The sequence below is a fragment of the Corynebacterium sp. HMSC063G05 genome (assembly GCF_001810555.1).
Lineage (GTDB): Bacteria > Actinomycetota > Actinomycetes > Mycobacteriales > Mycobacteriaceae > Corynebacterium > Corynebacterium jeikeium_D.
The window spans coordinates 120,291-133,091 of sequence record NZ_KV801846.1; the positions used below are offsets into that span (position 1 = coordinate 120,291).

Sequence of the window (12,801 nt, forward strand, 5' to 3'; positions counted from 1 at the left end):
AAGTTGGTCGAGCCGTATCGCGACCGTGCGCTGGTCGTACGCCGCTACGACCTCGGCGAAGCCGACCGCATCATCGTCCTTTTCACCCGCGACCACGGCTTAGTCCGCGGTGTCGCCAAAGGCGTGCGGCGCGCGAAGAGCCGCTTCGGCTCGCGCCTCTCACCATTCGTCGACGTGGATGTCAACATCTACCCACGCCGAGGACTGTCCACTATCGCAGGCGCAGATACCGTGCGCACGTGGGCAGCACCGCTTGTCGACGACTATGCGCGCTACACCTGTGCGTGTGCAGTCCTGGACGTCGCCGAACGCATTGTCGGCGAGGAGCAAGTGCCGGCTCCCGAATTGTGGGATCTCACCACTCAATCGCTCGACGACGTTGCGGCCGGTCGCCATCGCCCCGATTTGTTGCTGACCTCCTACATTCTGCGAGCAATGGCGCAGGCCGGTTGGCAGCCAAGCCTCTTTGAATGCGCAGGCTGCGGCAAAGCCGGCCCTCACCACGCGTTTTCTCCCGCACTGGGCGGAGCAGTGTGCACCAACTGCAGGCCACCGGGTGCAGATACTCCGCCGACCGAGGTTCTGCATCTGATGTGGCAGCTTGCTCATGAGCAATGGGCGGGCATCGATACGTCGTCAAGCGATTTTGAGGGGCGGATTGCGACGGCGCGTACCCTAACGGCGAAGTACCTGCAGTACTACCTGGGCCGCCGGGTGCCGGCGCTGGAACATGTGGATGCTTTTTGGCAGTAAGCAGTAGCGGTGGGGCACAATAGGAAGCGTGTTGAATCCTCCTGTACCGCAGCAATTCGTGCCCAATCACATCGCGCTCGTGATGGACGGCAATGGTAGATGGGCCGAACAGCGTGGGCTCAAACGCACCGAGGGGCACAAGCGTGGTGAGGCCGTGCTGATGGAGTGCGTCGATGCTTGTTTGGAGATGGGCGTCAAGCACCTGTCGGCTTACGCATTTTCCACTGAGAATTGGCGCCGTTCGGTCGATGAGGTCCGATTCCTTATGGGCTTTAATCGCGATGTGCTGCGCCGACGTCGTGATGAGTTGGATTCGAAGAACGTTCGCGTGCGTTGGGCAGGGCGTCGCCCGCGACTGTGGCGCTCGGTTATTAAGGAACTTGAGATTGCCGAGGAGCAGACGAAGGACAATGACGCGCTAACTCTGTATATGTGCGTCAACTACGGTGGTCGCGCTGAAATTGTTGATGCTGCTAGAGAGATTGCTCGTCAGGCAGCAGCGGAGGAGCTCAGCGAATATGACTTGACCGAGAAGTCTTTCGCACAGTTCCTGGATGAGCCGACTATGCCGGATGTTGATCTGTTCCTGCGTCCATCGGGCGAGCAGCGCACGTCCAACTTCTTAATCTGGCAGTCCGCCTATGCGGAGATGGTCTATCAGGACAAGCTTTTCCCGGATTTCGGTCGGGATGACATGCGCGCCGCAGTGGTGGAGTACGCCAAGCGCGACCGTAGGTTCGGCAAGGCCTAGAGCCGATATTTTTTAGGGGGGGGGAGGGAGCCCGGGCTACTTCTTCTGGCAGTCCCTGCACAGGCCGAAGACCTCAGCAGTGTGCCCGGTCAGATTAAAACCGTGCTCCTCCGCAAGGCTGTGAGCCCACTGCTCGACAGGGCCGCCGGCGACTTCAACGGTGCTGCCGCAATCGGTGCAGACCAGGTGATGATGGTGGTGGTCACCGCACAGCCGGTAGAGAGCCTCTCCGGAGGCATTGTGCAGAACATCGACAATGTCCATTTCTGCAAGGGACTGGAGCGTCCGATAGACCGTCGTCAAGCCGACCTTGTCCCCACGTTCCGTCAGCGACTTATGAATGTCAGCAGCGGAGCGAAAATTAGGGGCCTCACTCATAATCGACACGACGGCGCGGCGTTGGCGAGTACTGCGCTGGCCGATGCGGGTTGCGGCCGGCCGCGCGGAGGCGTGTGCCCCGGTGCTAGCGGGGGAGCCCGTACCACGTGGGTTTTCGCCAGAACTAACTTCGTGCATATCTTCGCCAGCCATGTAACCGACACTACCCGGTATCGGTTGGACAAGATGCGCTAGAGTATAGGGGAACTTTTAACTGGCCTGTTGGGGTCAGTACATTTTGCTTTTCATTATGTCGTTCGCCGCACGGAACGGGCTGAATTGTGTGCCCGGAAAAGGCGTGTGGTGTGCGATGCGAAGCCATTTATAAGGAGTGGTCTAGACCGTGGCACCTAAGTCAGTTGTCGATACCGTCGCCAACCTGTGTAAGCGCAGGGGGTTCGTTTACCCGTGTGGTGAAATTTACGGCGGTACCCGCTCGGCATGGGATTACGGTCCCCTGGGTGTGGAGCTGAAGGAAAACATCAAGCGCCAGTGGTGGAAGACCTTCGTCACCGGCCGTAAGGATGTCGTCGGCCTGGATTCCTCCATTATCCTGCCGCGCCAGGTCTGGGAAGCTTCCGGCCACGTCGCTACCTTCACCGACCCGCTGGTGGAGTCCCTGCACACCCACAAGCGCTACCGCGCTGACCACCTGCTGGAGGCCTACGAGGCCAAGCACGGTCACCCGCCGGCCAATGGTTTGGCAGACGTTCCGGACCCGGAGACCGGTCAGCCGGGCAACTGGACCGAGCCGCAGATGTTCTCCGGTCTGATGAAGACCTTCCTCGGCCCGGTCGACAATGAGCAGGGCCTGCACTACATGCGCCCGGAGACCGCTCAGGGTATCTTCGTCAACTTCAAGAACGTTATGACCACGGCTCGCCTGAAGCCACCGTTCGGTATCGGCCAGACCGGTAAGGCATTCCGCAACGAGATCACCCCGGGTAACTTCATCTTCCGTACCCGCGAGTTCGAACAGATGGAGATCGAGTACTTCGTCGCACCGGACCAGGCGGAAGAGAAGTTCGATGAGTGGGTCGACGCCTGCTGGAACTGGTTCATTGACCTGGGCGTTAACCCGGAGAACATGCGTCAGTTCGACGTTCCGAAGGACGAGCGCGCTCACTACTCTGCACGCACGATTGACTTCGAGTACCGCTTCCACTTCCAGGGCAACGAGTGGGGCGAGCTGATGGGTGTCGCCAACCGTACGGACTACGACCTCGGCTGCCACATCGAGCACTCCAAGGAAGACCTGCGTTACCACGACCAGGTCACCGGCGAAAAGTACGTTCCGTACGTCATTGAGCCGTCCTTCGGTCTGACCCGCGCCCTGATGGCCTTCCTGTGTGATGCCTACACCGAGGAAGAGGTGCCGAACGCAAAGGGCGGCACCGACACCCGTACTGTGCTGAAGCTGGACCCGCGTCTGTCGCCGGTTAAGGTTGCTGTTTTGCCGCTGTCGAAGAAGGACACCCTGACTCCGACTGCTGAGGCTGTCGCCGACAAGCTGCGCCAGTACTGGGCCGTCGATTACGACACCTCCGGTGCTATCGGCCGTCGTTACCGTCGCCAGGATGAGATCGGTACTCCGTTCTGTGTCACCGTTGACTTCGATACTCTCGAGGACAACGCTGTGACCGTCCGTGACCGCGACACCATGGAGCAGGAGCGCGTCAAGATTGACGAGCTGGAAGGCTACCTCGCAGCTCGCCTGGTGGGCTGCTAATGGCCGAAGAAGTTTTTTGGGAATCCTATAGTCTCGGCGACGGTTCTCGGGAAAAATCCGAGCAAACCTGGCCGATTCTGAAGGAAAGCACCGAAGTCGGCACGTACATCCGTGATGAGCAGGGCGATCGCCTCAACACCCCGGAAGGGGAGTGGGTCATTGACGCCTCTGCTAATCACCGTGTTTCCGCCACGCTTCCCGACGGCCGCGTGTTCTCGACCGTTGCTGCTGACCGTGACAAGATTTCGCGAGCCAAGCAGCTTTCAGTGACCTTTGGGCCGGAGCGTCCTGAAGGCAAGCTGGTGTGCGAGGGATCGACGAACTACGTCATCGAGAATGCGAAGACCGGCGAGAAGTGGGGCCAGTTTACCGGTGCGTCCCGTGGCGTGCGCCACGCAGAGGTGCAGTTCGACACCGATGAGGGCCGTGCGCTGCCGGAAGAGGAGAAGATCTTCCTGGTCTACAGTGCTCGTCGAGTGCTGGAGTCCCGCATGGTTTCCTCTACCTGGATTCTCACTGTCTGCTTGCTCTTGCTGATTGCCTATATGATTTGGGTGTGGATCGTGTAGCAACTATTGCAGACGGCGTCGTTTACGACGAGTACAAAAAGACCCTGTCCGACGGCTGGAGCTGTCAGGTCGGGGTCTTTAGTGCTTTCTGGATCACCTCGCCACAAGGGCGTGGCTGGCAGGTGAAAGCCCGCTTTTTTAGCACGAACGCGCTAGTGATGACGAATCCGGATGAGGGGGATTCTTTCGTCCTAAACAGAGAAGGACGGGGAATTCGCACGGTCTTCGACATCGAACGGCCAGGCTATGAGCTCGCCCGAATCGTCAGAGAGGACAGCCTAGGCCGAGGGGTATTTGGTGTCTATGCCCAGAAAGGAGACTTCCGGGGGAGTTTCGAAGACTGGCTGATTGCCGCCGCTCTGGCGACGTGGTCTGTGGATGGACCACGCCAGATGCGAATTTAGGCGGGAATCTAGAAGCCCATTGTGCTGCCGGAGCCGCCTGGTCGGCTCGAACCTCCGCCGAAACCGCCGAATCCGCCGATACTGCCACCAAAGCCGCTGTTGTTGCTGAGCATGCTGCCTAGCACCATGCCGGCGACCATCGAACCGTTGCTGCCGCCACCGCGGCGCTGATCCTGGTAGCGGCGGATGTCACGGCGGGCCAAGTCAGCGGCCTCAGCCGCGAGCTTGCGCGCACGACGTGCGTAGGCCAAAGCCTTTCGCGGATCGTCGTTGGCGAAGCCCTGAGCAGAGCCGTAAGCACGCTGCGCCTCTGCGAGGCGAGTGCGAGCCTCAGCGCCAACCACACGGCGGCGGGTAGCAATTAAGTCAGCCGCGGCGCGAATGTGATTGTCGGCATCCTGCATGCTGTGCTGCAAAGTAGCGGTAGCGCGGGCGAACGACGCGGCCTTATCTCGAGCGGAGTCGAGGGCTTCGTCGAGCAGCTCATCGGCATCGGTCAGTGCGGTCCAGGAACTCAGTGGATCCACTTCGGACTTATTGGCTGCCACACCGAGTGCTTCGCGGCCTGCTTCGATGGCTGCATTGAGACGCTCGCGGTTGATGTTGGCGCCTTGCGGTGCCGACATCAGGTGCGAGGCCTCATCGATTTCACCCCGGACCTCGGCGATAAGGGAAGCCAGCCCCGCGACTGCAGCGTGAATATCGCTATCGGCGTGTTCAATGGCCTCCAGAAGACTCTCTGCCTGTGTGAGCGCAAAGTCGGTGGCCGACAGTGCATCAATCAGACCACCTTGCTCACCGGCGGGTAGGTCCGCGATGCGGCGGGCCTCAGTCATTGACTGGTCAGCCTGATTCAGGTGCTCCGTGGCCATGTCGATATTGTCGGTCACAGAGCTGAGCATCTGCTCTTCGTAACGTGCGCGCAGACCGTCGAGAATTTCGCCGGCACGCGGCATACGTGAGCGCAGCTCGACGCTTCGCTGAGTGAGCTTTGAAATGGTCGCTTCAGCATTCATTAACTCCTGGCGGAGTTTCTGGAAGTTTGCGGCCTCGCCGTCGAGCTGGTCATCCGCAACACCACAGGTGGAGATAATCTCCAGTAGGACACTGCGGCGCTCGATTTCGTCGGTCACGGAGCCGTCGTCAAGCTGTTGGCGAAGTGCAAACGCGCGCTCGAGCGTGGACTGAGAGTGCTTCAGTGCGTTGTCGAAGCTGCGGATGCGTTCGGTGCCGAACTCAGCGCGAGCGAGGTCGAGCTCGGTGTTGGCCTTGCGAATGGACTCATCGGTACTGACAATCTCATCGTGCGCAAGAACATCGAGCGAGCTGGTGCTCAGCGAGTCCAGCGAAGAGACATCCCTGGGGTCGATGTTGCGGCCACGAGCGATCTCCTCCTCATCGCGCTTCTTCTTATTGCGACGGCCCACGGCCCAGGTGGCGCCACCGACAACGGCGGCACCACCGAGGCCGGCACCGAGCGCCCACCCACCGGCGGAGCCGCTGCCACCGCCTGCCTCGGCGATGGCAGCTTCACCCGCAGCTGCCCAGTTGTCATCCTCTAACAACTGCCCTTGAGCTGCCCTGTTGATGGCCTCCGCGTTGCGGGGGAAGGAGTCTCCGACGAAAGCGCCGAGGTTTCGGTCTTCCACAGCGACGACGATGACACCGCGGTTGTCGGCAGCTCCGAGGTGTTCCCAGGCCTGCTGTGCCCACTGCTGGCCCTGAATGCCGTCGAAGCTCTTGATATAAAACACCGAGAACAGGAGTCGCTTGTCGGTCTTGAGTTGCTGAATCTGCTCCTTCAGACGAGCTTCATCGCCGCCGCTCAGCACACCTGCGAGATCAGCCACCTCGCCCGACACATCTGTCGGTGCCTCGGCGTGCGACAGTGGTGCTGACGGTGCGAGTGCCAGCAGCGAAGCAGGTGCGTGAACCGGTGGCTGTGCCGGTAGCGCGGCAGTAATTAGCGGCATGCTCAGGCCGAGGAAAGCACCCGATGCAGCAAGGTAAAGGGGGCGAAACACGCGATTCCTGTCAGACATATCTACAAGGATACGTAACAATAATCACGTGGCCGGTAAATTTTCGTATTCATCTTTTGAACTCGCCCGTATTGTCGAGGAGTCTCCGAAGCAGTCATTGCTGCCCGGGGTGCAGTCCTTGGAAACCCACCGGGCGGCGTTTGCACGAGATCGCGCCCGCGTCCTGCACTCCGCAGCGCTGCGCAGGCTGGCTGACAAAACCCAGGTTGTGGGGCCAGGGGAGGGCGATACTCCGCGCACACGCCTGACTCACTCGCTGGAGGTCGCGCAGATTTCCCGCGGAATCGCCAGCGAGTTGGGTGCAGATGAGGATCTCGCAGAGCTGGCCGGCCTGACCCATGACATCGGGCATCCGCCGTATGGCCACAACGGCGAGCGCGCCCTCAACGAGATTGCCGCTGGGTGCGGCGGGTTTGAGGGCAACGCGCAGACGCTGCGTATTCTCACTCGCCTCGAGCCGAAGGCGCTCGATGGTACAGGTGAGCCCTGCGGACTCAATCTCACTCGGGCGGCGCTCGATGCGGCTTGTAAGTACCCGTGGACACCGATCGGTCCCGATGGTCAGCTCCGCCACAAGTACGGGGCTTACCAGGAAGATGCTGCGATTCTGCAGTGGATTCGCCAGGGCGTTCCGCACGGCAAGCAGTGTCTTGAGGCGCAGATTATGGACTGGTCTGACGATGTCGCCTATTCCGTCCACGATGTCGAGGATGGCATCGTCTCTGGCCGCGTTGACCTGGGTGTTCTGTGGGACACGGTGGAACTGGCCGCGCTCGCTGACAAGGGCGCTGCCGCATTTGGTGGCGATCCAGCGGAGCTCGTCGAGGCTGCCGGGCGTCTTGCCAGCTTGCCGGTGGTATCAGCTGCGGCGTCCTATGATGGTTCGCTGCGCTCGCTGGTCGCGCTGAAACGGATGACCTCGGAGCTGGTCGGCCGTTTCGTCACGGCTTCCGTCGCGGGTACGCGTGCTGCCTCCGGGTCGACGCTTCCGCTCGGGCGTTACGACGCGGACCTCGCCGTGCCCAGCTCGATTCTGGCGGAGGTCACCATGCTGAAGACCATCGCCGTGCTGTATGTGATGGATCTTCCGCGTCATATTCGCCGTCAGGAGCGTGAACGCGATCGTCTTTTCCGGGTGGCCGAGTATCTGCAGGAAGGTGCTCCAGGGACGCTTGATCCGATGTTCCAGTGGCTCTATTCCCGGGCGGAGAGTGACCAAGCGCGGCTGCGGGTTATCGTTGATCAGCTAGCGTCGATGACGGAATCGCGTGTAGAGCGGCTTGATCGCCAGATTGCTGGTGTGGCCGCGGCGTGGGGATAGTTGTCTACTCCTCCGCGTCAGGAATTTCGCAGAAGCTCTCGTAGTGGTCGTCGGTGTAGTACCAGACATCCGGATCGTTTTCGGAACCGCCGCCGACAACGATGCGGCGTGCACCGCGGCTGGAATTGCCCGGGGTGGTCACGGTGTATTCGCGGTAGTAGTCACCGCGCTCCTTCGGCAGGCGTCCCTCGTAGTTGCCGAAGTGCTTGCCGTCGTGCTGCGAGTAGATGTGGTCCTGGTCGGTCAGGATGCGGTCGATAACATCGTCGGCCTCCTGCGGCAGGGTATCTACTGCGCAGGTGGCACCCTTTGTGCCAGCCTTGTTGCTGCCCGAGTTGGGGCCAGGTTTAGGGCCTGGTTTCGCGCTGGAGGCAGTGGAATCCTGCGACCCCTGTGAGTTCTCGGATGCCGTAGAGTTCTGGTCTCCGCCATCGAGCCCGAAATAACTACCAGCCAGCACCAGGGCGGCAGCGCCTACGCCGCTCGCAATCTTCTTCCACTCAGCCATGGCTAGTATCTTTCCATATCTGTCGCCGCCGGCACGTTTTTGGGTTGAGCGCGGGCGGCTCGTCGGCAAGCGAAACCTCTACGGCGGAGTCGATTGGACGGGTTGGGTAAGGTTATTTTCATGGCTAGGGGAAGAATTCCGGACTCCGATATCGCGGCAATCCGCGAACGGACTCCGATTGAGGAGATCGTTGCAGAATACGTGAACCTCAAACCGGCTGGCGCGGATTCTCTGAAAGGGCTATCGCCTTTTAAAGACGAGCGCACGCCGTCGTTCCACGTACGCCCCAATCATGGCTACTACCACTGCTTTTCCACCGGCAAGGGCGGTGATGTATTCAGCTTCCTCATGGAGATGGAACACCTGTCTTTCCCGGAGGCTGTCGAAGCCTGTGCGGAGAAAATTGGCTTCCACATTAACTATGAGGGCGGCGGCACGGGCCGTCGCGAGGAACCGGGAACCCGACAGCGTCTCATCGCCGCAAACCGCGAGGCACAGAAGTTCTACCGCGAACAGTTCTCCACGCCAGCGGCAGCGCCCGCGCGCGAGTTTCTGGAAAACCGCGGCTTCACCGCCGAGCACGCGGCCCAGTTCGGCTGTGGTTACTCGCCAGCCGGCTGGGACACTCTAACCAAGCACCTGCAGCGCCTGGGCTTTAGCTTCGAGGAGCTGGATAAGGCGGGTCTTTCCAAGATGGGGCGCATGGGGCCGATCGATCGTTTTCACCGTCGTCTCATGTGGCCGATCCGCAATATGTCCGGCGATGTCATCGGTTTTGGTGCCCGCAAGCTTTTCGACGATGACAATCTGGGCAAGTACATGAACACGCCCGAGACCATGCTGTACAAGAAGTCCAAGGTCCTTTTCGGCTTGGATCTGGCAAAGAAGGACATTGCCACTGGTCATCAGGCTGTAATCGTGGAGGGCTACACTGACGTCATGGCCATGCACGCCTCAGGCGTGACCACGGCCGTCGCGTCCTGCGGTACCGCTTTCGGCGAGGAACACCTCCAGCTGCTGCGCCGTCTCATGCTCGACGACAACTTCTTCCGCGGCGAACTCATCTACACCTTCGACGGCGACGAGGCAGGACAGAAGGCCGCCATGCGCGCCTTCGAGGGGGAGCAGAACTTCACCGGCCAGTCCTACGTCGCGGTCGCGCCGGACGGCATGGATCCGTGCGATCTGCGCCAGAAGAAGGGCGAGGCCGCAGTGCGCGATCTCGTTGCTTCACGACGGCCATTGATCGAATTTGTCCTCCGCACACTTCTGGCCGACTATGACCTGACCACCGCTAATGGCAGGGTCTCCGGGCTGCGCCGAGTGGTGCCTGTCCTGGCCCAGCTCAAGGACGCGGCGCTGCGCGATGAGTATGCCCGCGAAGTTGCCGGCTGGATTGGCTGGAATGATGAAGCCGAGCTTGTGCAGCGCGTCCGCGAGGAGGCCAGTCGGCCACAGAATGAAAAGCGCACTCCCTACCAGCGTCGCCAAGAAGAGGCCCGGGCCCGTGAAGAGGCGGAGGAAGCGCGGCGCCGGCGCAACCCGGCACTGCCGTATCCAAACCCGCGGGACCCTGTGCTTTATGCGCAGCGTGAGGCCCTCAAGCTGGCAATTCAAGAGCCCGCCACCACCGGCCCGGTATTCGATGCGCTCGCACCCGAGACCTTTGGGCATCCGACCTACCGGGCGGTATTCGATGCCATCATGGCTGCAGGTGGTGCCTGCGGGGAAGCGGCCACACAGCCACATAGTTGGGCGACCGCAATTATGGATCAGGCGCGGGAGGACGTCGTCAAGCATCTCGTGACTGAGCTGGGCGTGGAGCAAATCGCCGTCGATGCAGAGACGCTGCGCCCGTATGCGCAGGCGATTCTGGCGCGGTTGCAGGAGGTGTGGGTCGGTGACCAAATTGCACAGCTGAAGGCGATGCTCTCACGAATGCGCCCCTCAGACGACGAAACCGCCTACAACTCGCTGTTCGCGGACCTGCTCGCGATGGAGCAGTACCGCCGCGAACTGCAAGCAGAGGCGGTCAAGGTCGTGTTTGAGTAGCTAGTGGCTAGCGACTAGTAGCCGCGGCGAATCCACTCTTCCAAGTGCGGAGCCTCGCGGCCAATCGTCGTGTGGTCGCCATGACCCGTGCGGACAGTCGTTTCCGCAGGCAGAGTCAGCAGATTGTCGCGGATGGAGTTAATAATCGTGTCGAAATCCGAGTAGGACCGACCGGTCGCCCCCGGACCGCCGGAAAACAGCGTGTCACCAGAGAACAGCTCCGCGGCCTCCGGTACGTACAGACAGCACGAGCCAGGGGAGTGGCCCGGAGTGTTAATAATGACAACCTCCGTGCCTGCAATCTCCAGGCGCTGACCGTGCGCGAGGTCCTCGTGCGCCAGGTCCGGCCAGGACTGCTCCCACAGCATCTGGTCGCCCGGGTGGACGAGCAGGGGAGCGTCGAGCTTCTCCTGCAGTTCAGGGGCCACAGTGATGTGGTCGTTGTGCGCGTGGGTGCATACAATCGCCTTTACCTTGCGGCCATCCACCGCGTCAATAATCGGCTGCGCCTCATGCGCCGCATCGATGACAATGACCTCACGGTCATCGCCGAGCACCCATACGTTGTTGTCTACGTCCCACGTGCCACCATCGAGCGAGAACGTGCCCGACGTGAGAACGTGGTCGACCCTCAAACCCTTGTTCACAGCGTCACCACCGATCGCAGTACCTTACCGGCCTTCATGGTTTCGAAGGCCTCGTCAACATCCTCAATGCCAATGCGCTCCGTCACGAAGCCCTCTAATGGCAGGCGGGTCTGCAACGACAGATCCACCAGCATCGGGAAGTCGCGCTCTGGTAGGCAGTCGCCGTACCAGGACGACTTCAACGCACCACCGCGGCTAAACACATCCGCCAGCGGGATGTCCAGCTCCATTGTCGGCGCCGGAACACCGACCAGAACAACGCGTCCAGCCAGGTCACGGGCGTAGAACGCCTGCTTGTAGGTTTCCGGACGGCCGACCGCATCAATCACGACATCAGCACCGAAACCGTCGGTCAGCTCACGCACTCGCTTAACGACGGGATCCTCTTCCCCGGTGCCCTTATCGCTCTTAGCCAGCTCCGCAGAGTTAATGGTCTCGGTCGCGCCGAATTCGCGGGCGGTATCCAGCTTCTCGTCCGAGATGTCGATGGCAATAATCTTGCTAGCGCCGGCCAGCTTGGCACCGGCGATAGCGGCCGTACCAACGCCACCGCAGCCGATGACGGCTACCGATTCACCGCGCTTAACCTCGCCGGTGTTAATAGCCGCACCGATGCCGGCCATGACACCGCAGCCCAGCAGGCCCGCAACGGCCGGATCGGCTGCCGAATCGACCTTGGTGCACTGGCCCTCGTGGACGAGGGTGGCATCCGCAAAAGCGCCGATTCCAAGTGCCGGGGTGAGGACGGTGCCGTCGGCAAGCGTCATGGGCTTGGAGGCGTTGAAAGTGCTAAAGCAGTACTGTGGCTCACCGCGCTTGCAGGCGCGGCACTCGCCACAGACGGCGCGCCAATTGAGGACAACGAAATCGCCGACGGCAACATGCGTGACCTCTTCGCCAATCTCGGAGACCACGCCTGCGGCCTCGTGGCCGAGGAAGAACGGGTACTCGTCGGTGATATCGCCGTCGCGGTAAGCCAGGTCTGTATGGCAGACGCCGCAGGCCTGGATGTCGACAATGACATCGTTCGGGCCCGGGGACGGGATGTGGATATCAGTAAGTTCTACAGGTGCGCCTTTTTCGCGGGCGATAACGCCGCGCACAACGCGTGCGGTTTGCTCGGTGTTTTCGGTTCCGTTGGTTTGTTCAGACATAAGCCCCATCGTATGAGCGCGGTATGAAAAGTGCATGATGGAAAGCGTTTTCAGTACTGGTAGAGGGCTTCGTGGGGCTGTGTGAGGTTGCGCGGATTGTGTGGATTGCGTGGCTCCGAGAACTTGCAGCGATGTCATGGCGTGTGGGGAAAAGAGGTCTAAATTGACCTTTGACCTGGCGATTTGTGAGTTTCAAGGGGTCTGGGTAAAGTATCTATCCGTCGCAAGGAACGGCATGGCCGAAGTTCGGTTTAGCCGGTTCTGTGCGGTGGATATTCCTCCATAGCTCAATGGCAGAGCATTCGACTGTTAATCGAAGGGTTGCTGGTTCGAGTCCAGCTGGAGGAGCAATTAAGCCAGGTCAGAGAGTTTTTCTCTGGCCTGGTTTTCGTTTAAGAAGACGAAGAAGACAAAAACAGACAGAAAATAATCCAAGCCCTAGGAAAGTCGGAAAAGCGTGGGGTTAAGTAAAGAAAAGTGTGTCTTTTCCGGG

Annotated in this window: 12 protein-coding genes and 1 tRNA gene; 8 read left to right on the forward strand and 5 right to left on the reverse strand. The window is 60.7% G+C overall.

All coding sequences use genetic code 11. The annotated features are described in order from the left end of the window. Positions 1 to 3: 3 nt before the first annotated feature. Together recO and HMPREF2751_RS04380 are read left to right on the forward strand one after the other, a co-directional pair. Positions 4 to 753, forward strand: a complete 750-nt coding sequence (gene recO / locus HMPREF2751_RS04375; RefSeq protein ID WP_070549895.1) for a DNA repair protein RecO — start codon at positions 4 to 6, stop codon at positions 751 to 753. Positions 754 to 781: 28 nt separating this feature from the next. Continuing rightward, positions 782 to 1,504, forward strand: coding sequence for an isoprenyl transferase (locus HMPREF2751_RS04380; RefSeq protein ID WP_371325897.1), 723 nt, complete (start codon positions 782 to 784; stop codon positions 1,502 to 1,504). Between the two features lie 36 nt (positions 1,505 to 1,540). Here the strand turns inward: HMPREF2751_RS04380 and HMPREF2751_RS04385 are convergent, their stop codons facing one another. Then, positions 1,541 to 2,035: a Fur family transcriptional regulator gene (locus HMPREF2751_RS04385; RefSeq protein WP_016423111.1), complete on the reverse strand. Its 495-nt coding sequence runs from the start codon at positions 2,033 to 2,035 to the stop codon at positions 1,541 to 1,543. A 190-nt stretch (positions 2,036 to 2,225) separates the two neighbouring features. Between HMPREF2751_RS04385 and HMPREF2751_RS04390 the strand changes: the two genes are divergently transcribed. The 3 genes from HMPREF2751_RS04390 to HMPREF2751_RS04400 are packed head-to-tail and all read left to right on the forward strand — an operon-like array spanning position 2,226 to position 4,584. Then, positions 2,226 to 3,611 carry a glycine--tRNA ligase gene (locus HMPREF2751_RS04390; RefSeq protein ID WP_049170727.1) on the forward strand — a complete coding sequence of 462 codons (1,386 nt, stop codon included), beginning with the start codon at positions 2,226 to 2,228 and terminating at the stop codon, positions 3,609 to 3,611. After that, positions 3,611 to 4,180 (forward strand): hypothetical protein, encoded by a 570-nt coding sequence (locus HMPREF2751_RS04395; protein ID WP_049170730.1) that lies wholly within the window; start codon positions 3,611 to 3,613, stop codon positions 4,178 to 4,180. The genes HMPREF2751_RS04390 and HMPREF2751_RS04395 overlap by 1 nt, the downstream gene beginning before the upstream one ends. Further along, positions 4,168 to 4,584: a hypothetical protein gene (locus HMPREF2751_RS04400; protein WP_049170733.1), complete on the forward strand. Its 417-nt coding sequence runs from the start codon at positions 4,168 to 4,170 to the stop codon at positions 4,582 to 4,584. Before HMPREF2751_RS04395 ends, HMPREF2751_RS04400 begins: the two co-directional genes overlap by 13 nt. 8 nt (positions 4,585 to 4,592) lie before the next feature. Here the strand turns inward: HMPREF2751_RS04400 and HMPREF2751_RS04405 are convergent, their stop codons facing one another. Continuing rightward, complete coding sequence (locus HMPREF2751_RS04405; RefSeq protein WP_222867517.1) at positions 4,593 to 6,626, reverse strand: TPM domain-containing protein; 2,034 nt, start codon at positions 6,624 to 6,626, stop codon at positions 4,593 to 4,595. Positions 6,627 to 6,654: 28 nt separating this feature from the next. Here HMPREF2751_RS04405 and HMPREF2751_RS04410 point away from each other — a divergent pair, with 28 nt between their 5' ends. Next, the gene (locus tag HMPREF2751_RS04410) at positions 6,655 to 7,947 is read left to right on the forward strand and encodes a deoxyguanosinetriphosphate triphosphohydrolase (RefSeq protein ID WP_049170738.1); all 1,293 of its coding nucleotides are present in this window, start codon (positions 6,655 to 6,657) and stop codon (positions 7,945 to 7,947) included. A gap of 4 nt (positions 7,948 to 7,951) precedes the next feature. On the opposite strand, the gene HMPREF2751_RS04415 is transcribed toward HMPREF2751_RS04410, so the two are convergent. Next, positions 7,952 to 8,455 carry a guanyl-specific ribonuclease gene (locus HMPREF2751_RS04415; RefSeq protein ID WP_049170742.1) on the reverse strand — a complete coding sequence of 168 codons (504 nt, stop codon included), beginning with the start codon at positions 8,453 to 8,455 and terminating at the stop codon, positions 7,952 to 7,954. Positions 8,456 to 8,575: 120 nt separating this feature from the next. Here HMPREF2751_RS04415 and dnaG point away from each other — a divergent pair, with 120 nt between their 5' ends. Continuing rightward, positions 8,576 to 10,507, forward strand: a complete 1,932-nt coding sequence (gene dnaG, locus HMPREF2751_RS04420) for a DNA primase (RefSeq protein ID WP_080971472.1) — start codon at positions 8,576 to 8,578, stop codon at positions 10,505 to 10,507. Between the two features lie 14 nt (positions 10,508 to 10,521). On the opposite strand, the gene HMPREF2751_RS04425 is transcribed toward dnaG, so the two are convergent. Both HMPREF2751_RS04425 and HMPREF2751_RS04430 read right to left on the reverse strand, forming a co-directional pair. Further along, positions 10,522 to 11,154, reverse strand: a complete 633-nt coding sequence (locus HMPREF2751_RS04425) for an MBL fold metallo-hydrolase (RefSeq protein WP_049170745.1) — start codon at positions 11,152 to 11,154, stop codon at positions 10,522 to 10,524. After that, positions 11,151 to 12,308, reverse strand: a complete 1,158-nt coding sequence (locus tag HMPREF2751_RS04430; RefSeq protein WP_070595545.1) for an S-(hydroxymethyl)mycothiol dehydrogenase — start codon at positions 12,306 to 12,308, stop codon at positions 11,151 to 11,153. Before HMPREF2751_RS04430 ends, HMPREF2751_RS04425 begins: the two co-directional genes overlap by 4 nt. Positions 12,309 to 12,584: 276 nt before the next feature. Between HMPREF2751_RS04430 and HMPREF2751_RS04435 the strand changes: the two genes are divergently transcribed. Continuing rightward, positions 12,585 to 12,656, forward strand: a tRNA-Asn gene (locus HMPREF2751_RS04435). Positions 12,657 to 12,801 lie beyond the last annotated feature (145 nt).